The sequence below is a fragment of the Streptomyces sp. NBC_00078 genome (assembly GCF_026343335.1).
GTDB lineage: Bacteria > Actinomycetota > Actinomycetes > Streptomycetales > Streptomycetaceae > Streptomyces.
The window spans coordinates 6,026,556-6,049,631 of record NZ_JAPELX010000001.1; the positions used below are offsets into that span (position 1 = coordinate 6,026,556).

General features: G+C 70.4%; 25 protein-coding genes and 1 pseudogene. 15 read left to right on the plus strand and 11 right to left on the minus strand.

Features of this window, described 5'->3' with window-relative positions:
- Positions 1 to 105 precede the first annotated feature (105 nt).
- Positions 106 to 864 (plus strand): LOG family protein, encoded by a 759-nt coding sequence (locus OOK07_RS28425; RefSeq protein WP_266684522.1) that lies wholly within the window; start codon positions 106 to 108, stop codon positions 862 to 864.
- Between the two features lie 7 nt (positions 865 to 871).
- Here the strand turns inward: OOK07_RS28425 and folP are convergent, their stop codons facing one another.
- Positions 872 to 1,732 (minus strand): dihydropteroate synthase, encoded by an 861-nt coding sequence (gene folP / locus OOK07_RS28430; RefSeq protein ID WP_266684524.1) that lies wholly within the window; start codon positions 1,730 to 1,732, stop codon positions 872 to 874.
- Between the two features lie 141 nt (positions 1,733 to 1,873).
- Here folP and OOK07_RS28435 point away from each other — a divergent pair, with 141 nt between their 5' ends.
- Complete coding sequence (locus OOK07_RS28435; RefSeq protein WP_266802049.1) at positions 1,874 to 2,233, plus strand: DivIVA domain-containing protein; 360 nt, start codon at positions 1,874 to 1,876, stop codon at positions 2,231 to 2,233.
- Positions 2,230 to 2,811, plus strand: a complete 582-nt coding sequence (locus OOK07_RS28440; RefSeq protein WP_323178132.1) for a DNA-3-methyladenine glycosylase I — start codon at positions 2,230 to 2,232, stop codon at positions 2,809 to 2,811. The genes OOK07_RS28435 and OOK07_RS28440 overlap by 4 nt, the downstream gene beginning before the upstream one ends.
- A 77-nt stretch (positions 2,812 to 2,888) precedes the next feature.
- On the opposite strand, the gene chcB is transcribed toward OOK07_RS28440, so the two are convergent.
- Complete coding sequence (gene chcB / locus OOK07_RS28445; protein WP_266799289.1) at positions 2,889 to 3,692, minus strand: 2-cyclohexenylcarbonyl CoA isomerase; 804 nt, start codon at positions 3,690 to 3,692, stop codon at positions 2,889 to 2,891.
- A 376-nt stretch (positions 3,693 to 4,068) separates the two neighbouring features.
- On the opposite strand from chcB, the gene OOK07_RS28450 reads away from it, so the two are divergent.
- Entirely contained in the window at positions 4,069 to 4,236 is a 168-nt protein-coding gene (locus tag OOK07_RS28450; RefSeq protein WP_003966491.1) for a DUF3117 domain-containing protein, read from the plus strand.
- 138 nt (positions 4,237 to 4,374) lie between these two features.
- Here the strand turns inward: OOK07_RS28450 and OOK07_RS28455 are convergent, their stop codons facing one another.
- On the minus strand, positions 4,375 to 5,073 hold the full coding sequence (locus OOK07_RS28455; protein WP_323178164.1) for an O-methyltransferase: 699 nt from the start codon (positions 5,071 to 5,073) through the stop codon (positions 4,375 to 4,377).
- Positions 5,074 to 5,308: 235 nt separating this feature from the next.
- Here OOK07_RS28455 and sigE point away from each other — a divergent pair, with 235 nt between their 5' ends.
- The 5 genes from sigE (at position 5,309) to OOK07_RS28480 (ending at position 10,941) form a co-directional block, all read left to right on the plus strand.
- On the plus strand, positions 5,309 to 6,013 hold the full coding sequence (gene sigE, locus OOK07_RS28460; protein ID WP_266802052.1) for an RNA polymerase sigma factor SigE: 705 nt from the start codon (positions 5,309 to 5,311) through the stop codon (positions 6,011 to 6,013).
- On the plus strand, positions 6,010 to 6,996 hold the full coding sequence (locus OOK07_RS28465) for an anti-sigma factor family protein (protein WP_266799291.1): 987 nt from the start codon (positions 6,010 to 6,012) through the stop codon (positions 6,994 to 6,996). The genes sigE and OOK07_RS28465 overlap by 4 nt, the downstream gene beginning before the upstream one ends.
- Before the next feature lie 138 nt (positions 6,997 to 7,134).
- On the plus strand, positions 7,135 to 9,336 hold the full coding sequence (locus tag OOK07_RS28470; protein WP_266799293.1) for a trypsin-like peptidase domain-containing protein: 2,202 nt from the start codon (positions 7,135 to 7,137) through the stop codon (positions 9,334 to 9,336).
- 262 nt (positions 9,337 to 9,598) lie between these two features.
- Positions 9,599 to 10,036, plus strand: a complete 438-nt coding sequence (locus tag OOK07_RS28475; RefSeq protein ID WP_266684532.1) for a sec-independent translocase — start codon at positions 9,599 to 9,601, stop codon at positions 10,034 to 10,036.
- A gap of 236 nt (positions 10,037 to 10,272) precedes the next feature.
- Complete coding sequence (locus OOK07_RS28480) at positions 10,273 to 10,941, plus strand: hypothetical protein (protein ID WP_266684534.1); 669 nt, start codon at positions 10,273 to 10,275, stop codon at positions 10,939 to 10,941.
- Positions 10,942 to 11,036: 95 nt separating this feature from the next.
- Here OOK07_RS28480 and OOK07_RS28485 read toward each other — a convergent pair whose 3' ends face one another.
- The 3 genes from OOK07_RS28485 to OOK07_RS28495 are packed head-to-tail and all read right to left on the minus strand — an operon-like array spanning position 11,037 to position 14,092.
- Entirely contained in the window at positions 11,037 to 12,170 is a 1,134-nt protein-coding gene (locus tag OOK07_RS28485) for an Mrp/NBP35 family ATP-binding protein (RefSeq protein WP_266799295.1), read from the minus strand.
- A 43-nt stretch (positions 12,171 to 12,213) separates the two neighbouring features.
- Positions 12,214 to 12,807 carry a DUF1003 domain-containing protein gene (locus OOK07_RS28490; protein WP_266684538.1) on the minus strand — a complete coding sequence of 198 codons (594 nt, stop codon included), beginning with the start codon at positions 12,805 to 12,807 and terminating at the stop codon, positions 12,214 to 12,216.
- Positions 12,797 to 14,092, minus strand: a complete 1,296-nt coding sequence (locus tag OOK07_RS28495; protein WP_266799296.1) for a magnesium transporter MgtE N-terminal domain-containing protein — start codon at positions 14,090 to 14,092, stop codon at positions 12,797 to 12,799. Before OOK07_RS28495 ends, OOK07_RS28490 begins: the two co-directional genes overlap by 11 nt.
- A gap of 242 nt (positions 14,093 to 14,334) precedes the next feature.
- Between OOK07_RS28495 and OOK07_RS28500 the strand changes: the two genes are divergently transcribed.
- Positions 14,335 to 15,069 (plus strand): hypothetical protein, encoded by a 735-nt coding sequence (locus tag OOK07_RS28500; RefSeq protein WP_266802053.1) that lies wholly within the window; start codon positions 14,335 to 14,337, stop codon positions 15,067 to 15,069.
- A 17-nt stretch (positions 15,070 to 15,086) separates the two neighbouring features.
- Here OOK07_RS28500 and OOK07_RS28505 read toward each other — a convergent pair whose 3' ends face one another.
- Positions 15,087 to 15,599 (minus strand): hypothetical protein, encoded by a 513-nt coding sequence (locus OOK07_RS28505; RefSeq protein WP_266684540.1) that lies wholly within the window; start codon positions 15,597 to 15,599, stop codon positions 15,087 to 15,089.
- Positions 15,600 to 15,622: 23 nt separating this feature from the next.
- The gene (locus tag OOK07_RS28510; protein ID WP_266684542.1) at positions 15,623 to 16,741 is read right to left on the minus strand and encodes a magnesium and cobalt transport protein CorA; all 1,119 of its coding nucleotides are present in this window, start codon (positions 16,739 to 16,741) and stop codon (positions 15,623 to 15,625) included.
- A 476-nt stretch (positions 16,742 to 17,217) separates the two neighbouring features.
- Between OOK07_RS28510 and OOK07_RS28515 the strand changes: the two genes are divergently transcribed.
- Positions 17,218 to 17,802, plus strand: a complete 585-nt coding sequence (locus OOK07_RS28515) for a suppressor of fused domain protein (protein ID WP_266799297.1) — start codon at positions 17,218 to 17,220, stop codon at positions 17,800 to 17,802.
- A 112-nt stretch (positions 17,803 to 17,914) separates the two neighbouring features.
- Here OOK07_RS28515 and OOK07_RS28520 read toward each other — a convergent pair.
- Positions 17,915 to 18,274 (minus strand): annotated as a pseudogene (locus OOK07_RS28520) (MFS transporter); the annotation flags it as partial.
- Between the two features lie 131 nt (positions 18,275 to 18,405).
- On the opposite strand from OOK07_RS28520, the gene OOK07_RS28525 reads away from it, so the two are divergent.
- The 3 genes from OOK07_RS28525 to OOK07_RS28535 all read left to right on the plus strand — a co-directional run bounded on the left by OOK07_RS28525 (position 18,406) and on the right by OOK07_RS28535 (position 20,788).
- Positions 18,406 to 19,047 (plus strand): DUF6758 family protein, encoded by a 642-nt coding sequence (locus OOK07_RS28525; RefSeq protein WP_266684544.1) that lies wholly within the window; start codon positions 18,406 to 18,408, stop codon positions 19,045 to 19,047.
- Between the two features lie 199 nt (positions 19,048 to 19,246).
- Positions 19,247 to 20,104: a PHP domain-containing protein gene (locus OOK07_RS28530; RefSeq protein ID WP_266684545.1), complete on the plus strand. Its 858-nt coding sequence runs from the start codon at positions 19,247 to 19,249 to the stop codon at positions 20,102 to 20,104.
- Positions 20,105 to 20,182: 78 nt separating this feature from the next.
- Positions 20,183 to 20,788, plus strand: coding sequence for a MarC family protein (locus OOK07_RS28535; protein ID WP_266684547.1), 606 nt, complete (start codon positions 20,183 to 20,185; stop codon positions 20,786 to 20,788).
- Between the two features lie 115 nt (positions 20,789 to 20,903).
- On the opposite strand, the gene OOK07_RS28540 is transcribed toward OOK07_RS28535, so the two are convergent.
- Positions 20,904 to 21,056: a DUF8834 family protein gene (locus OOK07_RS28540; RefSeq protein WP_266521137.1), complete on the minus strand. Its 153-nt coding sequence runs from the start codon at positions 21,054 to 21,056 to the stop codon at positions 20,904 to 20,906.
- 173 nt (positions 21,057 to 21,229) lie between these two features.
- Here OOK07_RS28540 and OOK07_RS28545 point away from each other — a divergent pair, with 173 nt between their 5' ends.
- Positions 21,230 to 22,123, plus strand: a complete 894-nt coding sequence (locus OOK07_RS28545) for an NYN domain-containing protein (protein ID WP_266684548.1) — start codon at positions 21,230 to 21,232, stop codon at positions 22,121 to 22,123.
- A 58-nt stretch (positions 22,124 to 22,181) separates the two neighbouring features.
- Here the strand turns inward: OOK07_RS28545 and OOK07_RS28550 are convergent, their stop codons facing one another.
- On the minus strand, positions 22,182 to 23,060 hold the full coding sequence (locus OOK07_RS28550) for an alpha/beta fold hydrolase (RefSeq protein ID WP_266799299.1): 879 nt from the start codon (positions 23,058 to 23,060) through the stop codon (positions 22,182 to 22,184).
- Positions 23,061 to 23,076 lie beyond the last annotated feature (16 nt).

Consider the following 23,076-nt stretch of genomic DNA (forward strand, 5'->3'; position numbering starts at 1 on the left):
CGTCGTGCCGGTGCCTCTTCACGGCGGACATGCCCACGTCCCCCGTCCGTAACCCGTGTGGATCTACGCTGAGACGGAAACACCCCGCAAGCGGAGGGAGCGCACATGGCTACCGGGAACCCCGAGGGCAAGAAGCAGCCACCGGACGAACAGCGCCTTGGACCGGTCCTCCGGCGGCGGAACCAGGTCACGGCGAGCACGACGGACCAGCGGCTGCTGGACGCGGGCGGCCCGTCGGACTGGGTCCACACGGACCCCTGGCGCGTACTGCGCATCCAGTCGGAGTTCATCGAGGGCTTCGGCACACTCGCCGAACTGCCGCCCGCGATCAGCGTGTTCGGCTCGGCGCGCACCAAGGTGGACTCACCGGAGTACGAGGCGGGAGTGCGGCTCGGGCGTGGCCTGGTGGACGCCGGCTGGGCGGTCATCACGGGCGGCGGCCCCGGTGCCATGGAGGCGGCCAACAAGGGCGCCCTGGAGGCGAAGGGCGTCTCGGTCGGGCTGGGCATCGAGCTGCCCTTCGAGCAGGGGCTGAACCCCTACGTCGACATCGGCCTGAACTTCCGCTACTTCTTCGTCCGCAAGATGATGTTCGTGAAGTACGCGCAGGGCTTTGTGGTCCTGCCCGGCGGCCTGGGCACCCTCGACGAACTCTTCGAGGCCCTCACCCTGGTCCAGACCCAGAAGGTCACCCGCTTCCCGATCGTGCTGTTCGGGAGCGAGTACTGGGGCGGCCTGGTGGACTGGCTGAAGAACACGCTGGTCGCCCAGGGCAAGGCCTCGGAGAAGGACCTGCTCCTGTTCCACGTCACGGACGACGTGGACGAGGCGGTCGCCCTGGTCTCCAAGGAGGCCGCCCGGTAACACGGGCCTACGCGAGCCCCCGGCGGCCGACCGCCGGGGGCCGGTGACCCGCGATCGACGCCACCATGTCCAGCACCTGGCGGGTCTCGGCGACCTCGTGCACGCGGTAGACCTGCGCGCCGAGCCAGGCCGAGACCGCCGTGGTGGCGAGCGTCCCGACCACCCGCTCCTTCAGCGGCTTGTCCAGGGTCTCGCCCACGAAGTCCTTGTTGGACAGGGAGACGAGCACGGGCCAGCCCGTCCCGACCATCTCCCCGAGCCGCCGCGTCGCCTCCAGGCTGTGCCGCGTGTTCTTCCCGAAGTCGTGCCCGGGATCGATCAGCACGGACTCCCGGGGCACCCCCAGCGCCACCGCCCGCTCGGCCAGCCCGAGCGTCACCCGCAGGATGTCGGCCACGACGTCGTCGTACGTCACCCGATGGGGACGGGTCCGCGGCTGCGCCCCACCCGCGTGCGTGCACACCAGTCCGACGCCGTACCGCGCCGCGACCTCCGCAAGGCCGGGGTCGACACCGCCCCACGCGTCGTTCAGCAGATCCGCCCCCACCTCGCACACGGCCTCGCCGACCTCGGCCCGCCAGGTGTCCACACTGATGACGACATCCGGGAAGCGCCGCCGCACCTCGGCCACGAAGCCGACCGTCCGCCGCGCCTCCTCCTCGGCCGACACCTCGTCCCCCGGACCGGCCTTGACCCCGCCGACGTCGATGATGGCGGCGCCCTCCGAGACGGCCTGCTCCACGCGCGCGAGGGCGGGTTCGTCGCGGAAGGTCGCTCCTTGGTCGTAGAAGGAGTCCGGGGTCCGGTTCACGATCGCCATGATCACCGGCTCGTGCGCCTCGAATTCGCGCCTGCCCAGCCTGAGCATGCCCTGTGACCTCTCCTAGTACGTCCTGGGTGTCCCGGCCTTCAGGCCGCCTGCGACCCTAACTGTCAGAGTCGCATGGCACGATCGGACCCTGACAGATTCAGCTTCCGGACATCGAGCGTGGGGACCACAGCGATGGTTATGTTCTTGTTCCTGGTCATCGCTCTCGCCGTCGTGGTCGCCGCGGTGACACTCGCCGTGGTCGGCGGCGGAGAGGGCGAGGGCCCGCTGCCCGAGGTGGCCCCCGAGCGACTGCAGGACCCGCTGCCGCCGGACCGCCCGGTGGGCCGCGCCGACGTCGACACCCTGCGCTTCCCGCTCGCCGCCCGCGGCTACCGCATGTCGGACGTCGACGACGCCCTGAACCGGCTCGGCGCCGAACTCGCCGAGCGCGACGCCCGCATCGCCGACCTGGAATCCGCGCTCGCGGGCGCCCAGGCCGCCGCCCACCACGTCTCCGTCGACAAGCCGGCGCAGCACGGCCGGGAGGAACAGCAGTGAGCGACGGCACCGCCCTCGCCGGCCCCGACGGGGGGCTGCGCTGCCCCTGGGCCCTGTCCACCGAGGACTACGTGGCGTACCACGACGAGGAGTGGGGCCGCCCGGTCCACGGCGACGACGCCCTCTTCGAGCGCCTCAGCCTGGAGGCCTTCCAGTCCGGTCTGTCCTGGATCACGATCCTGCGCCGCCGCCCGGGCTTCCGCGCCGCCTTCGCCGACTTCCGGATCGAGAAGGTCGCCGCCTTCACGGACGCGGACCGCGACCGCCTCCTCGCCGACGCGGGCATCATCCGTAACCGCGCCAAGATCGACGCCACAGTGGCCAACGCGCGCGTGCTGGAGGAGTGGGCGCCGGATGAGCTGGACACCTTCATCTGGTCCTACGCCCCGTCCCCGGGTCCGGCCCCCAAGACCCTGGGGGACGTCCCGGCGGTCACCCCCGAATCGACGGCTCTGTCCAAAGCCCTCAAGAAGCGGGGCCTGCGCTTCGTCGGCCCGACAACGGCGTACGCCCTGATGCAGGCGTGCGGACTGGTCGACGACCACTTGGAGGCATGCGTCGCCCGGAGGGCCGCTTAGGGCCGCGAGGCCGTGTCCATGTGCGGCTGCGCCGCGTGGGGGGCGAAGGCCACGACGAACCCGCCCCCCGACGGCGCTCACCGCCCCAGATATTTCGGCTTCTCCTTGTTCACGAACGCCTGCACCGCGATCACATGGTCCTCCGAGGACCCCGCCCGAGTCTGCAGCTCGTCCTCCTTGTCCAAGGTCTCGGAGAGCGAGTGCGAGAGCCCGTAGGCCACCGCTTCCTTGATCGCCGCATACGCCACCGTCGGTCCCTCGGCCAGCGCGCGAGCCACCTTCGCGGCCTCGGCAGGCAGCTCAGCGGCCGGCACGAGACGATTCGCGATACCCAGATCGAAGGCCTCCTGGGCCTTGATGCTCCGCGGGAAGAGGAGCAGGTCGGCGGCCCGTCCCGGCCCGATGACCCGCGGCAGGCTCCATGAGATGCCGGAGTCGGCGGTCAGCGCGACACCCGCGAACGACGTGTTGAAGGCGGCCGTGTCCGCCACCACCCGGTAGTCCGCGGCGAGAGCGAGCCCGAAGCCGGCCCCGGCCGCAACCCCGTTCACCCCGGCCACCACGGGCTTCGGCATCCCCGCCAGGGCCCGCACGATCGGGTTGTAATGCTCCTTCACCGTGCTCATCGTCTGCCCGGACCCCGTCTCCCGGTCCTGCACGAGCAGCCCGATGTGCTCCTTGAGGTCCTGCCCCACGCAGAACGCCCGCTCTCCGGCGGCGGTCAGCAGCACCGCCCGTACCGCGTCGTCCTCGGCCGCGGAGCGAACCGCCTCCCGCAGGGCGACCTTCGTCGCGATGTTCAGCGCGTTCATCGCCTCGGGGCGATTGAGCGCGATCGTCGCGAGTCCGTCGCTCACCTCGTAGAGCACGGTGTCCGCCATGGTGTGTTCCCCTCCGCCGTCGCGGCTCGGGCGTACCGGCCGGTACGCCCCTGTCCGTAGGACAGCATGGCGGAGATCACCGCCGGGAGACCTGAGTGGACGTGTGACCTGCGTCAAAGAATTCTGGGCGGATTCCGGTCCGTGGAGGTCCGTGCGGCGGCGCAGTATCGCAGTCACATCGCCGAATTGGGTGGTTTTGCTCGCGCGCGTTGCCCAAGCGATGCCGACTGATGTTGGTCATCGGGTCCTGAGATGCGGGATAATGGCTTGGAAGCAATGTGTTCGACGCCGGTGTCGCGTGTCTCACGCTAGACATGCGTGCCCTCCCAGGGCCGTCGGCTTTGACGATGAGCTGGTTTCAGGAAGGGGAACGAGCATGGCGGCCATGAAGCCGCGAACGGGCGATGGCCCGCTCGAGGTGACCAAGGAGGGGCGGGGCATCGTCATGCGTGTTCCGCTCGAAGGCGGCGGTCGGCTCGTCGTCGAGCTGACCCCTGACGAGGCCGACGCGCTCGGCGATGCCCTCAAGAAGGTCGTCGGCTGACGCGGAAGCGACGATACCCTTTCGACAACCCCGGCATCCAAAACGGTGCCGGGGTTGGTGTTTGTGCAGTTCACCGCCGTGCGGGGCCCATCTTCGTGCGGGGCTCAGCGTCGTGCGGAGTTCATCGCCGTGCAGGGCTCAGCGTTTGACGGCGCACAGCAGCCCGTCGCCGACCGGCAGCAGGGACGGCACCAGTTCCTGGGTCTCGCGCACCGCACGCAGCAGCTCCCGCAGCCGCAGGACCTCGGTGGGCTGCGGTCCCGAGTCGACGGTACGGCCGTTCGCGAAGACCCCCTCGAAGACCACCAGGCCACCCGTACGCAGCAGGCGCAACGATTCAGCGAGGTAGTCCATGACCTCCTGCCGGTCGCCGTCGCAGAAGACGAGGTCGTAACCGGCGTCCGCGAGGCGAGGCAGGACGTCCAGGGCGCGGCCCGGGATGAAGCGGGCGCGATTGCTGGCGAAACCGGAGGCACGGAAGGCCTGGCGGGCGAACTGCTGGTGCTCGGGCTCGGGGTCCACCGTGGTCAGCACCCCGTCCGGGCGCATGCCGTGCAACAGATGGATGCCGGAGACGCCGGTGCCGGTACCGATCTCCGCCACCGCCTTGGCGTCCACCGAGGCGGCCAGCAAGCGCAGCGCGGAGCCCGTGCCGGGCGACACCGAGCGCAGCCCCGCATCACGGGCCCGGTCACGGGCCCAGTGCAGTACTTCGTCCTCGGCGACGTAGGCGTCGGCGAACGCCCAGCTCGTCTGCCGGTTGCCGGTAATGACCCTCTCCTGTCCCCGTGGTTGCCTCGGCGTGACTGTATCCGTTGGGCCCGGGAACCTGCTGATGGGACCGGGCGTTTAGAGGGGTGGGAACGATGGCGGGGGGACACAGTTGGATCACGATGAGGGGCAGGCGCCCGAGCAACTGCTGACGCAGCGGTCCGAGCGGTATCAGCCCAGATCAAATTCTCGTAAAACCGCTTATCCGGAGCTAACGGGCGAGGTGGCTATGGTAGGGGCTCCACTGGACACCACCAGAGCCGATAGGGGAGGTGCGGCTGCGCCTGTGGATCGGGGAGGAGTGCTGCGGCGCTTCCTCGGATCGGCGGGTAGGCCGAAATCCGTGAACGACACCGCTGCTGACCCCAGCCACGCCGCTGACCACGCCCAGACCGCGACTTTCTCCACCGACGCGGACGGGCAGGCGTGGACTCCGCCCACCTGGGAGGAGATCGTCAGCACGCACAGCGGCCGTGTATACCGCCTCGCATACCGCCTGACCGGCAACCAGCACGACGCCGAGGACCTCACACAGGAGGTCTTCGTCCGCGTCTTCCGCTCGCTGTCGACGTACACGCCGGGCACCTTCGAGGGCTGGCTGCACCGCATCACCACCAACCTCTTCCTGGACGTGGTCCGCCGCAAGCAGCGGATCCGCTTCGACGCGCTCGGCGAGGACGCGGCCGAGCGGCTGCCCAGCCGGGAGCCCTCGCCCCAGCAGGTCTTCAACGACGCGCACTTCGACGCCGACGTCCAGCAGGCCCTCGACACCCTCGCACCCGAGTTCCGTGCCGCGGTCGTCCTGTGCGACATCGAAGGACTGTCGTACGAGGAGATCGCCGCGACCCTGGGCGTCAAGCTCGGCACGGTCCGCTCCCGGATCCACCGCGGCCGTTCGCAGCTGCGCAAGGCCCTCGCGCACCGGTCGCCGGAGGCCCGGGCGGCCGAGCGGCGCTCCTTCGTGCCGCGTGTGGCCGCACTGGGGGGAGGGGGCGCGAGCGCGTGAGTGGATCACCACCCAGCCCCGCCGAGAGGCGTCTGGCCGAGCAGCACCTGGGAGACCGACTCTCCGCCCTGGTGGACGGAGAGCTCGGCCATGAGTCGCGCGAGCGAGTCCTCGCGCACCTGGCCACCTGTGCCAGGTGCAAGGCCGAGGCGGATGCGCAGCGACAGTTGAAGAACGTGTTCGCGGAGGCCGCCCCGCCGCCGCCCTCCGAGAGCTTCCTGGCTCGTCTCCAGGGGCTCCCTGCCGGAGGTGACGATTCGGACGGCGGCTCGCCGTACGGCGGGGGAGCACTCCCCGGTTCGGCCTCCGGGAAGTTCGGCACCACCGGCGTCTTCGGCATGAAGCGGGGCGACCGCTTCGAGTTCGGCTACGTCCCCTCCACCCCGCACACCCCCTCTTCCGCGCTCCCCGAATCCGGCCGCGGTTTCCACATACACGACGTCAGCCGCCACGAGGCCGAGCGGTCGGCCTCGCGCGGGATGCGGTTCGCGTTCGCCGCCGCCGGTGCGGTGTCGCTCGCCGCGATCGCGCTGGGCGGCGTCACGACGGTCAGCCCGACCGACACCGCGGACGCGCGCGGTGGCACGGGCGCGGGCAGCAATGTGACTCCGACGCGTACGCAGGGGACGGGTGCCGCGACGGCTCCCGAGAACCAGCGACGCCGGGGCCCGCTGCTCGCGCAGGGCCGGCAGTCGTTCGGTGAGGCCCCGGTGGCCCCGACCGAGGTGTCCGCGCCGCTGCTGCCGGGCGCTGCGAGCCCCGTGGGCGCGCTGCGAGTCGGGCAGCAGGCCATGCACATGCTGACGACCCCCGTGATGGCGGGCGCCGCCGTGATGTCCCCACTGATACGCCCGCTTTCCACCACCCCTCCGCTCACCCTGACCTCGTGGTCCACAGCCCCCGAGGCCTCGTCCCCCGGCCTTCTCGCCGCCCCCCTCCCCGACTCGACCACCGCTCCCTCCTCACCTCACACCTCCCGCTGACCGGCCTCTGCGCGACGGCCTGCGAACCTGGTTGAATCCAGGGTGGGCCGCGCCCACGGCAGGCAGCCGCGCGCGGAGTCGACAACTGAGGCCACGGCTGCCGAGCTGTGCCGTGCCGTGGCCAGCTGTGGGGAGAGCATGAACGAGGGGAAGCCCACGAAGCCGAAGTGGTGGAACCGGCCACGCCTGCAGGATCCTGCGGGGCAGGCGGAGGGGGCCGCGCCCGCGCCGCGCCCCGGTGAGGTGGGCCCGCCGGACGCCGAGTACATCTCCGACGGTGACTTCGAGCTGGCGCGCCCGGACGGTGTGGACAGCGGGCCCGTGACCGCCTCCGGGGGCGACTACGAGTTGGGACGCCCGGACACCGGCAAGGGCACGGCTGTTTCCGACGGCGCCCCCGCGGTGGACCGGCCGGACGGCGTCGTGACCGAAAGCGCGGCCTCCGCAGAGGGCGCCGGGACGAGGCGTTCCGCAGACGCCGGTCATGGGCAGGGAACCCTGCCCGAGGGCGACTTCGAGTTGCGGGCGCCACGGGCTCCGGAGGATGTGGCCCGTGGGCAGGCGGACAGCGGCACGGCTGTCGGTTCGGCCGCCGAGGCGGCGGGCGGCCCGGTGAGCGGCTCCAAGACGGCGGTGTCGGGCGCGCCCCGTGCCGACGGTGACTTCGAGCTGGACAGGCCCGCGGCGACGGCGTCCGTCACCCAGGTGGACCCGGCTCAGGCCTCCGCCCCCACCGGTGAGCGCCCCAGGCCCCTGCACGACCCCGACCCCTACAGCACCCCGCCCTACGGCGAGCCCGGCCCCTGGGCCCCCGCCCCGCCGGTGCAGCACCCTGCGGCGACAACCGCCCAGGGGACGACGGCGATACCGGCACCGGCCGCCCACCACGGTGCGGCGATACCGACGGCTCCTGCGCCACACGGCACGCTGCCCCAGGTACCGGCAACGGCTCAGGGCGCGGCGCCGACGCCGGTCTCCGGCACCTCCGCCCCGGCGGAGGTGCCGCACGCTTCACCTGCTGAGGCTCCCGTGGCGGCTCCGGAGCCGGGCATGCCCGCCCCCGGCGTACCGTCCTCCTTCGCCGGCCCCTCTCCCCAAAGCCCGGCAGCAGCCTCCTCCCCACCCCCCTCCCAGTCCTCCTCCACGCCTTGGCAGAACTACGACCCCTGGGCTCCCGCCCCCCTTCAGCAGAACGGGGCGGTCGTCGAAAGCAAGGACAAGCGGCGCAGGCGGCTGAAGAGGGCCCTTGTCGGGGGTGCCGTGGCGCTTGCGCTGGTGTCCGGGGGCGTCGGTGGCGTCATCGGGACCTACCTGGAGCGCAACGGCGGTGTGGGAGCCGTAGAGCTGCCGCAGGCCGGTAAGGAGCCCGCGGGGCGGGCGCCGGACAGCGTGGCCGGGATCGCCGCAAGGGCCCTGCCGAGCGTCGTGACCCTGCATGTGACCGGAGCCGAGGAGTCCGGCACCGGGACGGGCATCGTGCTGGACGACCTGGGGCACATCCTCACCAACAACCACGTCGTCGAACCGGCCGCCGGCTCCGCCGGCCAGATATCCGTGACCTTCGACAGCGGGGACACGGCCAAGGCCACCGTCGTCGGACGGGACAGCGGTTACGACCTCGCCGTCGTGAAGGTCAGCCATGTGCGCGGGCTCAAGCCCATGCCGCTGGGCAACTCCGACAACGTCCGGGTCGGCGACCCCGTCGTAGCCATCGGCGCTCCCTTCGACCTGGAGGGCACCGTCACCTCGGGCATCATCAGCGCCAAGGAACGGCCCATCACAGCCGGCGGTGACAGCTCAGGCGGAAGCGATGTGTCGTACGTCGACGCGCTTCAGACCGACGCGCCGATCAATCCCGGCAACTCCGGCGGGCCCCTCCTCGACTCCGAGGCCCGTGTCATCGGCATCAACTCCGCCATCCGTTCCGCCGACGACGGCGCGGACTCGGGCGGTGGCCAGGCGGGTTCGATCGGTCTCGGGTTCGCCATTCCCGTCAACCAGGCCAAGCGAGTGGCCGAGGAACTCATCAACACCGGCAAGGCGGCCCACCCGGTCATCGGCGTCACGCTCGACATGGACTACACGGGCGACGGCGCCCGCGTCGGCGCCAAGGCACAGGGCGGCGGCCCCGCAGTGAACGCCGGCGGCCCGGGCGACAAGGCCGGCATCAAGGCGGGCGACGTCATCACCGCGGTGGACGGCCGGCGCGTGCACTCCGGCGAGGAACTGATCGTCAGGACGCGCGCCCACCGCCCCGGCGACCGCCTGGAGCTGACGGTGCTGCGCGACGGCAAGGAGAAGAGGATCTCGCTGGTGCTCGGCTCCTCGGACGGCGGCTGAGGAAGGGTGGCGAGATTCAGGGGATACGCGGCGAGACTCAGGCAAAGTTCACAGAAAACGTCAGCGGGAGCCCCTGCCGCCGCTTCACCTGGTGCCGCACAAGGCAAACAACCCCCAAAACCACCCACGAAGACCCACTCGGAGCCCCCGGGACAGTACCGGTCGTACGGGATGGCCGGGTACCGTGGATCCGGCCCGGACCACGGAAGACCGGCACAGACCACCGAGGGCCGAGGACCGAGGACATCGCAAGGAGCTTCAGGTGTTCAATGACATAGGACCGCTCGAGCTGGTCACGCTCGTTGTCCTTGCCGTACTCGTCTTCGGTCCGGACAAGCTCCCGAAGCTCATTCAGGACGTCACGCGGACCATTCGCAAGATCCGTGAGTTCTCGGAGAGCGCCAAGCAGGACATCCGGTCCGAACTCGGCCCGGAGTTCAAGGACTTCGACTTCGAGGACCTCAACCCCAAGACGTTCATCCGCAAGCAGCTGGACAACGACGACCTGGGGCTCAAGGAGATCCGCAACGGCTTCGACCTGAAGAAGGAGATGGCCGAGGTCACGGACGCGGTCCACAGCCGCGAGGCGGACTCGCCGTCGTCGGCCTCGTCGTCCTCCGACTCCACCCGCGGCCGAGTCGACATGACGAAGAAGCCCGAGGAAGACGACCGCCCGCCCTTCGACGCGGACGCCACCTGAGCCGTACGCCCGGGCCGCTCACCCCCGTCGTACGTGACGCGTTTCATACTCGGTGATGCCTCCGCGGGGCCCGAACCGGGCCTCTGCGCGACCCACGTGGCGGGCGGTTTCCCTGCTGTCTTGAGTGGGGTGGCTATGCTGCCGAGTTGTTGTGCGGACCGTACTTCAAGGAGTAACGCCGCCCGAAGGGGGGCGGGCCGCTCCGGTCCGACGAGAACGAGGAGGCGTCCGGGCACATGGAGACGACGAGTCAGGCAGTCGCGCAGGCGGCGGCCGCAGAGGGCGGACAGCAGCTTCCCTCCGCCCGGCGCACGGTCGACGGCTACCTGCTGGCGCCCTTCCCTTGGTACGGCCTCGACGAGGCCTTCACGGGGCCGCGCTGGCTGATGCAGGTCGGGACGGCGGCCGACGGAGCCGTCGAACACGGTTCGATCGGACACGGCGACGAGCCCTCCGTGAAGAACGAGTACGCGGCCGGCTCCGGTGAGCCGCGGGAGAAGTTCGCGGTCGTGGTGACCGTCGCGGCGAGCCCCGTACGGCGCAGTGCCGACGGCACGGGGCTGCTGGAGGCCACGTCGGTGTCCTCGGCGGCCTGGCTCGCGGGTGTGGGGCTGCTGTCCTTCACCTGGCCCGGGCAGATGGACCACTCCCTGCGGGACGACTGGCTGGAGCAGCAGACGGAGACGGCGTGGGCCCTGGCCGACGACCTGTCCGGCCCCGAGTGGTCGACGCTCTCCCTCCCCGTGGACGGGGTGCCCACGCCGTTCCACTACCGCGAGTCCGAGTTCGGCTGGGTCCTCGCGGGGTCCACGGGCGAAGGGCTGCACGTGGGGGCGTACGGAAGAGGCATGAGCGCGTACGGCCTCGGCTTCGCCATGATCAAGGACATCAGCACGTACGCCTAGCAAGGCGTGACGACTGTGGGGCGCCGTCCCACCGGGACGGCGCCCCACAGTCGTGTCCAGTCCTGGGCCGGCCCCGGAACTGCGTTGGAACTGCCCTAGAACTTGTTCTTCGGCGTGATCCCCAGCGACAGCCCCGAAAGGCCGCGCTGCCGACCGCCGAGCTTCCCCGCGATCCCGCGCAGGGCCGAGCCCGCGGGGGAGTCGGGGTCGGTGAGGACGACCGGCCTGCCGTCGTCCCCGCCCTGGCGCAGACGGACGTCGATCGGGATGGAGCCGAGGACGGGGACCGTCGCGCCCGTCGTGCGGGTCAGGCCGTCCGCCACCGACTGGCCGCCGCCCGTGCCGAAGACGTCGACCATCTCGCCGCAGTGCGGGCAGGGCAGGCCGGACATGTTCTCGACGACGCCGACGATCTTCTGGTGGGTCTGGACGGCGATGGAACCCGCGCGCTCGGCCACTTCCGCGGCCGCCTGCTGAGGCGTCGTCACGACCAGGATCTCGGCGTTCGGGACCAGCTGGGCGACCGAGATGGCGATGTCGCCGGTGCCGGGCGGGAGGTCCATCAGCAGGACGTCCAGGTCGCCCCAGTACACGTCCGCGAGGAACTGCTGCAGGGCGCGGTGGAGCATCGGGCCGCGCCACACCACCGGGGCGTTGCCCGGGGTGAACATGCCGATGGAGATGACCTTCACGCCGTTCGCCGACGGCGGCATGATCATGTTCTCGACCTGGGTCGGGCGCCCGTCCGCGCCCAGCATGCGCGGCACGGAGTGGCCGTAGATGTCGGCGTCGACGACGCCCACCTTCAGGCCGTCGGCGGCCATCGCCGCCGCCAGGTTCACCGTCACCGAGGACTTGCCCACGCCGCCCTTGCCGGACGCGACCGCGTACACGCGCGTGAGCGAGCCCGGCTTGGCGAAGGGGACCTCTCGCTCGGCCGTACCGCCGCGCAGGGCGGTCGCCAGTTCCTTGCGCTGCTCGTCGCTCATCACGTCGAGCGTGACGTCGACGCGGGTGACGCCCTCGACGCGGGAGACCGCCTCGGTCACGCGCTGGGTGATCGTCTCGCGCATCGGGCAGCCGGAAACCGTCAGGTACACGGTGACCGCGACCGTCCCGTCCGCGCCGATCTCCACCGACTTCACCATCCCGAGTTCGGTGATGGGCCGGTTGATCTCGGGGTCGTTCACCGTCGCCAGTGCCTCGCGCACCGCGTCTTCGCTAGCCATAAGGACGATGGTACGGCTCCGCGAGGTGCCCCCGGGATGCCGGTCAGCGGTCTTCTACGTCACGTCTGCGCGACCGTTCTGCCGGGAATACGGCATGTTCGTGGTGACCGTCCTGCCGTTCTTCCAGCTCCTTGACCAGGTCCTGCAGCTCGGAGCGGATCCAGTCGCGGGTGGCGACCTCGCCGAGGCCGATGCGCAGGGAGGCGATCTCACGGGTCAGGTACTCGGTGTCGGCGATCGACCGCTCGTTCTGCTTGCGGTCCTGTTCCAGATTGACCCTGTCCCGGTCGTCCTGCCGGTTCTGGGCGAGCAGGATCAGCGGGGCCGCGTAGGAGGCCTGGAGCGACAGCATCAGGGTCAGGAAGATGAACGGGTAGTTGTCGAAGCGCAGGTCACGCGGTGCGAAGATGTTCCACAGCACCCACGCGATGATGACGACCGTCATCCAGACGATGAACCGTCCGGTACCCAGGAAGCGCGCGATGCGCTCCGAGAACCGTCCGAAGGCCTCCGGGTCCCACTCGGGCAGGATCCGACGGCGCGCCGGCCGGGGCTGGTCCAGCCGGGCACGCGTGCGCGAGGACGCCGTCGCCCCCGCAGGGGTGCGCTCGCGGCCGATGTCGCGCTCAGGAGCCATGGGCCTTCGCCCCCTCGGCACCCTCGCCCTCGTCCAGGTGGAACTCGGTCTCCCGCCAGTCCTCGGGCAGCATGTGGTCCAGTACGTCGTCCACCGTCACCGCGCCCAGCAGCGACCCGGCCTCGTCGACGACGGGCGCCGCGACCATGTCGTACGTCGCGAAGAACCCGGCGACGACGGGCAGCTGGGCATCGGGGTCCAGGTGTTGCAGGTCGTCGTCGATGATCGAGCTGACCAGGGTGTACGGCGGGTCGCGCAGCAGCCGCTGGAAGTGGACCGTGCCGAGGTACTTGCCGGTCGGTGTCTCGTCGGGCGGGCGGCAGACGTAGACCTGGGCGGCGAGGGCGGGCGACAGGTCGCGGTTGCGCACGCGGGCGAGGGCGTCGGCGACGGTGGCGTCGGGGCGCAGGATGATCGGCTCGGTCGTCATCAGACCGCCGGCCGTGTGCTCCTCGTACGACATCAGGCGCCGCATGTCGGCCGCGTCGGAGGGCTCCATCAGGCTCAGCAGCCGCTCCTTGTCCTCCTCGGGGAGTTCGGAGAGCAGGTCGGCGGCGTCGTCCGGGTCCATGGCCTCCAGGACGTCGGCGGCGCGTTCCTCCTTCAGCTTGCCGAGGATCTCGATCTGGTCGTCCTCGGGGAGCTCTTCGAGGACGTCGGCGAGGCGGTCGTCGTCGAGGGCCGCGGCCACCTCGGCGCGGCGCTTGGGGGAGAGGTGGTGCAGGACGTTCGCCAGGTCGGCGGGGCGCAGCTGCTCGAAGGTGGCCAGCAGGCTCTCGGCGCCCTGTCCGTGCTCCTCCAGGGAGAAGCCGGTGACGGCGGACCACTCGGCGGTCAGGGTCTCGCCCTTGGCCCGGCGGAAGGTGCCGCTCTTGCCCTTCCGTACGAACACCCGGCCGATCTCCCAGTCCCGTCGGGCCGGCAGCTGCTGCACCGAGATGTCGAGGACGGTGACCTCCTCGCCGGTCTCGACGAGTGTGACGCGCCGGTCGAGGAGCTCACCGAAGACCAGGCGCTCGGTGGGCCGCTGCTCGAAGCGGCGGACGTTGACCACCCCGGTGGTGATGACCTGGCCGGACTCGATGCCGGTCACCCGGGTCATGGGGAGGAAGATACGGCGCCGCGTGGAGAGTTCGACGACCAGTCCGAGCACCCTGGGAGGCCGTCGCCCGACCCGCAGCATCACGACCAGATCGCGCACGCGGCCCACCTGGTCGCCGCTCGGGTCGAAGACGGGGACGCCGGCGAGGTGCGAGACGAAGATCCGGGGGGCGCCCGCTGCCATGGCTGCGCCTCCTTTTCGTACGGGTGTTCCGGGATTGCAGTGCGTGGAGTTGCTGTGCTTCTTTTCCGAATTGCCCGCTCAGGTGGGCTTCAGGCTAGCCCGTGCCGATCGGCTCCGCCCTGGTGGGGGGTCCGGACGGACTGCCTCCGTTCGGTCTGTGCGACCCCGGTACGCTGCGGTAGCCGTTGGGGCCCTTTCGGCCCGCGTTCCTCGACAGAAAGGCAGCCCCACCTGTGACTGTGATGCGCCAGGGCCGGATCCGTCGGACGACGCTGGTGGGTGCGGTGTGCGCTCTGGTGGTGACGGGGACGGGGCTGCTCGCGGGGTGCAGCGAGGATGCCGACGCGGGCACGAACGGGGTCGGCAAGCTGCCGGCCGACACGATCCAGTCGAAGACCAGGGCGGCCGCCGACTCCGCCGAGGCGGTACGGCTCTCCGGAACCGTGGTCACCAACGGGCGCACGTACAAACTCGACATGCGCCTGAAGCCCGGCGGCGGCAGCGGCACGGTCACCTCCGAGGGGGCGGCCTTCGGGCTGCTGCGCATCGGGAAGCAGCTGTATCTGAAGGCCGACGCGCGGTTCTGGAACCACACGGACGGCGACAGCGACGCAGCCACCTCGGGCACGCTCGACGGCAAGTACGTCAAGGTGCCGCAGGGCGACCCCTCGTACAAGAAGTTCAGCGGGTTCACGGACAAGGACGTCCTCCTCGACGGCCTGCTGACCCTGCACGGTGCGCTGGCGACGGACGGCCACCACGAGCAGGCGGGTACCCGCACCATCCGCATCACCGGCGACAAAGGTTCCGGGGGCACGCTGGACGTCTCCCTGGAGGGTCGGCCGTACCCGCTCCGCCTGGAGCGCGCGGGCGGCGCCGGCACGCTGACCTTCTCGTCCTGGGGCAGGGACTTCGCGCTGACCGAGCCGAAGAAGAACGAGACGGTGGACTACGGCAAGCAGCTGCCGTCGTCGTAGCCCGCTCGTCGGCACCGTCAGCGGCGTTTGCGCTTCTTGAGCAGCAGGCGCGGCAGCCCCGCGGGCATCGGCTCGCGGGTCGTGGCCGGTGAGGGCAGGGGTGCCTCGGCCAGGCTGCCGTCGGGCAGCGGCGCCGAGGCCCCGGCCGGCTCCAGGCGCAGCACCCGGCACTCGCGGGCCCAACGGTCCGGCATGGCCTCGCCGTCGGGGGCGTTGAGGCGCTTGCCCTTGAGCTCGGCGACCGTTGCCTCCCACACCTCGGAACCCGGCGCAAGCTCCACGACCTTCGCCGGCCAGGACACCAGTCGGCCGCCCTTGTCCTTGCTGCGGACGGTCACCTCGGCCGCGGCCCCGTCGGCCAGTCCCGGCAGCGGCTGCTCGCCCGGTCCGTCGCCGATCACGCACGCGGCACCCTCGTGCCACACGTGCCACAGCGCCCGGGCCGGGACGCCGGGACCGCTGACCCAGATGAGGCCGGACTTCTTGGTGGCCTCCTCGACGAGGGCCTGGTCGAGCAGCTCGCTTGTCATGCGCCCAGCCTATCCAGGAGCCCTCACAGCCAGCCGTTGCGCTTCAGGGCGCGGTGGATGCCCAGGCAGAGCACCACGGTGACGCTCATGATCACCGGGTAGCCGTACTTCCAGTGCAGCTCCGGCATGTACTTGAAGTTCATCCCGTACACCCCGCACACCATCGTCGGTACGGCGATGATCGCGGCCCAGGACGTGATCTTCCGCATGTCCTCGTTCTGTGCGACGGACGCCTGCGCGAGGTTGGCCTGGAGGATCGAGTTGAGCAGCTCGTCGAAGCCGATGACCTGCTCGTGGACGCGGGCGAGGTGGTCGGCGACGTCCCGGAAGTACTTCTGGATATCGGGGTCGATCAGCCGCATCGGCCGCTCGCTCAGCAGCTGCATGGGGCGCAGCAGCGGCGAGACGGCCCGCTTGAACTCCAGCACCTCGCGCTTGAGCTGGTAGATCCGCGCCGAGTCCACACCGCGCGAGACGCCACCCCGGCGCCCCGGCGAGAACACCTCGGTCTCGACCTCGTCGATGTCGTCCTGGACGGCGTCGGCGACCGCGACATAGCCGTCGACGACGTGGTCGGCGATCGAGTGCAGCACCGCCGAGGGGCCCTTGGCGAGCAGCTCGGGGTCGTCCTGCAGCCGGTGCCGCAGCGCACGCAGCGAGCCCTGGCCGCCGTGCCGGACGGTGATGAAGAAGTCCCGTCCGGTGAAGCACATGACCTCGCCGGTCTCGACGACCTCGCTGTTGGCGGTGAGCTGGTCGTGCTCGACGTAGTGGATGGTCTTGAAGACGGTGAAGAGGGAGTCGTCGTACCGCTCCAGCTTGGGCCGCTGGTGGGCCTGGACGGCGTCCTCCACGGCCAGCGGGTGCAGTCCGAACTCGCCCGCGATACCGGCGAATTCGGCCTCCGTCGGCTCGTGCAGGCCGATCCACACGAAGCCTCCGTCGCGACGCACCAGGCGCATCGCCTCCTGTGGGGTCATCGGCTTGCCACTGTCGACGCGGGCGCCGTCGCGGTAGACCGCGCAGTCGACGACGGCGGAGGGAGTCGCGGGGTCGCGGGTCGTGTCGTACGCGCCCGTGTCCTTGCGCAGTGAGGTGCGGGACGGCCGGACGGCGGCCCGGAGGTCACGGATCATCGACATGGCTGGCTCCTTCGTGGCAGGCAACGAAAGGGCACCGACGAGGGGTGGAACTACCCGGAATGGGGACGTCCTGCATGCGGGTGTTTGGCACGTCCACAAAGCGGGGAGCACCGCACCGTCGCGGTGGCGAGCTTCGCTGCTGAGTCAGATCAGACAGATCAGGCAAAACGAAACGAAGTGCTCTTCCGCGAGAAGACGTGAGCGTGAAAGGCGGCAGTCAGCCAGAGCCGGATCAGCGATATCAGCGGCAGGAAGAGCGAGTGGTACTGCACGGGTGACTTCGATCCATGACAGCCCCACCTCCTCCGGCCGGTCCCTCGTAAGGGACGGTTCAATCCCGTAAGGGAGTCTCAATGGCGTCGGGACTCGATCGCGACGCTTCTGCGTGCTGCCCCGAACGACCGGGCCAGAGTATCAGCCGCCCAAACTGTCAAGGCACTGCTTTGCCCGGCGCTGACGAGTTCTATGCTCACCGCATGGTTGATGTTCTCCCTCTGGTCGAGGCCCGGTTGCGCACCGTGCTGGGTGAACCGGATGCCCGCGCGGCGGTCACGTTCCTGGGCACGGACCGCATCGAGGTACTGCGTTTCCAGCAGGGCGACATCGTCCGCTACGCCACGCTCGGCATGTCCGCCCAGCCGATGAGCGATCCCTCCTCGGCGCTCGCCGACCCGGTCAAGGGTCCGCGAGCCGAGCTGATCCTCTCGGTGCGCGGCGGCCTCGCCGACACGGACAAGGTCCTTCGCCCGCTCGCCGTACTCGCCGCGTCCCCGCAGGTCGAAGGTGTCATCGTGGCCCCGGGAGCCTCGCTCGACGTCGGCGAACCCCTGTGGCCCGGCGCCCCGTTCAGCTCGGTACTGGTCGCCGAACCGGGCGGCCTGGCCGAGGACCTCGACCTCGACGAGCCCCTGGACCCCGTGCGGTTCCTGCCCCTGCTCCCCATGACGGCGAACGAGGCCGCCTGGAAGCGCGTGCACGGCGCCCAGGCCCTCCAGGAGCGCTGGCTGACGAACGGGACGGACCTGAGGGACCCCTCCCGCAGGTCCGTCCCGCTGGACTGACCGCGCCGAGTGAGCAAGCTCACCAACACGCCGCTGGAACAGGTCAGTTGGCGCCCTGGCCGAGCGCCTTGACGGGGTCGAGCAGTGAGGTCTTCCCGGCCGGCTTCGGCTACTCCTTCAGGAACGTCGTGATGCCCAGGAAGCCGACTGCCATCAGGAACGCGGTGCCGAAGAAGGGGTGGCGCCAGCTCTGGTTGCCGAGCAGCGCGCCCAGCAGTGGGCCGCACGCCATGCCGAGGCCGAGGGCGGACTCGTACAGCAGGATCGCGGCGGCACTCCCGCCCGTGGCCGCGCCGACGACGACCGCGAGGGCCGTCGAGACGGAAAGGGCGTTGCCGAGGCTCCGGCCGGCGCGGAAGCCGACGACTTCGCCGGCCGAGTTCGAGGTGCCCGCCAGGACCGCGAAGACCATGACGAACGCGAGGCCGAGCAGCAGGGTCTTCGTGCCGCCGATGCGGCTGGAGCCGAAGCCCTAGTGAGTTAGCAAAGCTAATTAATGCAAATAGCATCCACTTTCGCCTGGTGAGGGTTCCGGTGAAGGGTTCCGTCCGGACGGGTGATCGTCCTTGACGTGGGGGAGCGAGGGTAGGACCGTGGGGCCCTATGAGGGGCGAACCCAGTTGCCCGAAGTGTGGTGGCCGGGTCAGGGCTCCCGGACTCTTCGCCGATTCGTGGCAGTGCGATGAGCACGGCACCGTGCATCCGGTGCAGCCTGTGGTCCCGCCCAGCGTCGAGGCCCTCAGTGTCGTGGTGCACCGCACGCAGGTGCCGGTGTGGATGCCGTGGCCCCTGCCGGTCGGCTGGCTGTTCACGGGCGTGGCCTGCGCGGGCGACGACCGCCACGGCGGCCGGGCCACCGCGGTGGCCTGCTCGGGGCCGGGGCCGCTCGGTGGCATGGGGGAGCTGATCCTGGTCGCCGAGGAACTCGGTGTCGGGCTCGGTGCCCGGTACGCGGGTGTCGACGGTCCGGATCCGGGGCCGTATCTGAACGTCGAGAAGCCGCCCGAGGCCAAGGTGCTGGCCGGCGGTCGGCCCACTCCGCTCTGGCATGTCTCCGGCGGCCCGGACGACCGTGCCGTGTTCGCGGGTGAGGCGCGCGGTCTGTGGCTTTGGGCGGTTGTGTGGCCCGAGCAGTCGGGGTTGTTGATGTACGACGAGCTGGTGCTGACCGACTTGCGCGATGCGGGGGCCGAGGTGGAGCTGGTGCCCTGTGGGGCGCTGTCGCCGCGCTTGCTTGAGCCGTAACGCCTGCGCAGTGGCGTGTCCTGGTCTGTGGGCGGCTGTGGGCGGCTGCGGGTGCAGGGGGTCGGCCGCACGGTTCCGCGCACCCCGGGGCGGGCTGGTGTAAAGGTCGCTCACTGGCTGCGGGTGTGACGAGGTGGTGCGAAAAGCTGGTTATCCTTGAGCGTTCCCTTCCGTCCCGTCATCGCCTGGAGTTCGCGTAGTGCGTATCGATCTGCACGCCCACTCCACCGCTTCCGACGGTACGGACACGCCGGCCGGGCTGGTGCGCAACGCCGCCGCGGCCGGGCTGGACGTCGTCGCCCTGACCGACCATGACACGACCCGTGGATACGCCGAGGCGATCGGCGCGCTGCCCGAAGGGCTCACGCTGGTCACCGGTGCGGAGCTGTCCTGTCGTGTCGGCGGTGTCTCCATGCACATGCTCGCCTACCTCTTCGATCCCGAGGAGCCGGCGCTGTTCGCCGAGCGCGAGCTGGTGCGGGACGACCGGGTGCCGCGGGCCCAGGGCATGGTCGCCAAGCTGAACGGGCTGGGCGTGCCGGTCACCTGGGAGCAGGTCGCGCGGATCGCCGGTGACGGTTCGGTCGGGCGCCCGCACGTCGCCACCGCGCTCGTCGAGCTCGGCGTCGTGCCGACCGTGAGCGACGCGTTCACCCCGGACTGGCTGGCCGACGGAGGCCGGGCCTTCGTCGAGAAGCACGAGACGGACCCCTTCGAGGCGATCCGCCTGGTCAAGGCCGCGGGCGGGGTCACCGTCTTCGCGCATCCGGGCGCCAGCAAGCGCGGTCGGACGGTGCCGGAGTCCGCGATCGCCGAGATGGCCGCCGCCGGGCTCGACGGCGTCGAGGTCGACCACATGGACCACGACGAGGAGACGCGGGCACGACTGCGCGGGCTGGCGAAGGAACTGGGGCTGCTGGCCACCGGCTCCAGCGACTACCACGGCAGCCGCAAGACGTGCGTGCTCGGCGAGTACGTCACGGATCCCGAGGTGTACGGGGAGATCACGCGGCGGGCGACAGGGGCGTTCCCGGTGCCGGGGACCGGCGGGGCCTGAGCACGATCCCCTCCCACTCCCGTTCACGCTCACGTCTGTTCCTCACCGTCCCTCTCCTGCAAGGCCAGTAACTCACCCATGTTCGACGTCGCCGTCTTCGGCTCTCTCTTCCTGACCCTTTTTGTCATCATGGATCCCCCCGGGATCACCCCGATCTTCCTCGCGCTGACCGCCGGACGCCCCGGCAAGGTGCAGAAGCGGATGGCCTTCCAGGCCGTCTGTGTCGCCGGCGGCGTGATCACCGTCTTCGGGCTGCTCGGGCATCAGATCCTCGACTATCTGCACGTCTCCGTGCCCGCGCTGATGATCGCGGGTGGACTGCTGCTCCTGCTCATCGCCCTCGACCTGCTGACCGGCAAGACCGACGAGCCGAAGCAGACCAAGGACGTCAACGTGGCGCTCGTACCGCTCGGCATGCCGCTGCTGGCGGGTCCGGGCGCGATCGTCTCGGTGATCCTCGCCGTGCAGAAGGCCGGCAGTGTGGCCACGCAGGTGTCGGTGTGGTGCGCGATCCTCGCCATCCATGTCGTGCTGTGGCTGGTGATGCGGTACTCGCTGCTGATCATCCGGGTCATCAAGGACGGCGGCGTGGTCCTGGTGACGCGGCTCGCGGGCATGATGCTCTCCGCCATCGCCGTGCAGCAGATCATCAACGGCGTCACGCAGGTGATCAAGGGCGCGTGAGCCCGCCCCGCCCTTCGCCGCGACCGGACCGCTCCTTGCCCCGCTGTGCGCAGAGCCCCCGTACGGCATCGACGCCGTACGGGGGCTCTGAAGATTCAGCGGTGATCCGCGTCTGTTACACGGCCGAACTCTCGGCCGGCCGGATCCAGAGCCGCTGCCCGATGGCTGCAGCCTGCTGAACGATCCGGTTGACGGAGGCGGCGTCCACGACAGTGCTGTCCACGGTCGTGCCGTTGACCTCGTCGAGTCGCATGATTTCGAAGCGCATGGCCTCTCCCTTCGTCTCGCTGTGTTCGTAGGAGTCAACGGGCTGCGTGTTACAAACATTCCCTACGCTAAAGAAATTTTTCGAACGGCTAACTACTAGGCGGTAAGCCATCGCGGGGGAGACCGACCGGGACCGGTTGTGTTCGCAGCGTGACCGCCGGGACAATAGAGGCGATGAACGACGACCCCGTGGCCCTCAGCGCCCGCATCGACCGTACGAACGAGCTACTGCAGCGCATGCTCGCCGAGGTGGCGAAGACACCCTCGACGCATGCGATCTTCGTCGACGCGGGATACCTGTACGCGGCCGCGGGCCGGCTGGTGGCGGGCACGGAGGACCGGCGCGCCTTCGACCTGGACGCGGAGGGCCTGATCGAGGCACTCATCGACAAGGCCCGCACGATCTTCGCGGACAGCCGGCTGCTCCGCGTCTACTGGTACGACGGTGCGAGACGCCGTATCCACACCGCCGAGCAGCAGTCGATCGCAGAGCTCCCGGACGTGAAGGTCCGGCTGGGCAATCTCAATGCCAACAACCAGCAGAAGGGCGTCGATTCGCTGATCAGGTCGGATCTGGAGTCCCTGGCCAGACACCGCGCGATCAGCGACGCTGCCCTGCTGGGCGGCGACGAGGACCTGGTGTCGGCGGTCGAGGCGGCGCAGGGGTACGGGGCGCGCGTCCACCTGTGGGGCATCGAAGCCCCTGAGGGACGCAACCAGGCGGAGCCCCTGCTCTGGGAGGTCGACAGTCAGCGCACCCTCGACCTCGACTTCTTCAAGCCGTACGTCGCCCGGCGCACGGCGGCCGCCTACGAGTCCACCGCGGTCCGGCCCACCCGTGAGGGCGTCCGCTTCGTGGGCGCGCAGATCGCGGCGAAGTGGCTGGCCGCGCGGGGCAGGGAGTCCCTGGTGGAACTGCTGCCCGGACACCCCTACCTGCCGGGCTCGGTGGACCAGGACCTGCTGGTGGAGGCGGAGGGCCTGCTGCAGTACTCACTGCGCGGCCAGGCGGATCTGCGGCGCGCGCTGCGGGACGGGTTCTGGGAGCACCTGCAGGCGCAGTACTAGCCGGTGTCCTGCGCCTGAAATCCGTCGGTGGGCATTTCCCCGTTGCGGTGCGGGAGCCCTAGCGGGCCTCTGCCCGGTCCCAGAAGTCCGCGAAAGCGCGGGCCGTTTCGAGTGGGTTGTCCGTGTTCGGTGAGTGTTCGGCGTTCTGGACGATGGTGCGGTGCGCGCGCAGCCGTAGCGCCATGTCGTCGAGCAGGGACACCGCCCAGGTGTCGTCGCGGGAACCCGACAGGACGTGGAACGGCAGTGGCACGGCGGCCAGATCCGCCACCCGGTCCGGTTCGACGCACAACTGGAGGCCCGTGGCCATGAGCTGGGCGGGCTTGTTGCCGAGCCAGCGCCGGCGCAGGTCGTCCTGGTCGTCGAGCCCCGCGTCCAGGTCGCCGGTGTCGGTCTCCTCTGGCGGCTCCATGGCCTGGATCGCTTCCCACACGTCGGCCATGCTCATCACGGCGAGCGCGTCCCGGAGCAGTTTGACGCGCTGCTGCTGGGAGACGGAGATCTGGGCCGGGCCGGAGGCCATGAGCGTGAGCGACAGGAAGGGAGCGCGGTCCAGCAGGACGGCGGCCCGCGCGATCTGGCCGCCCAGGGAGTGGCCGACGAGGTGCACGGGGGCGCCGAGGGCGGCGGCCTGGGCGAGCACGTCCTGCGCCAACTCGGCCTGGGCGTAAGCCGATTCGTCGTCCTGGGGCCCGTCGGACTCGTACTGCCCCCGCCCGTCCACCGCGACGGTCCGGTAACCGCGCGCCGAAAGTGCCTCCTGCAGCGGGTTGAAGTCCTCCTTGCTGCCGGTGAAGCCGGGCAGCAACAGCGCGGTCCCCTTGGGCACGACTCCGTCCGCCACGGGGGAGTCGACGACGGCGAACTCTCCGCGCGCGGTACGCAGCGAGTACGCGCGGGCGCCGGGGGGCGGGGTGAAGCTCGGGGGCCTGCTCATGAGGTGAGGTTATCGG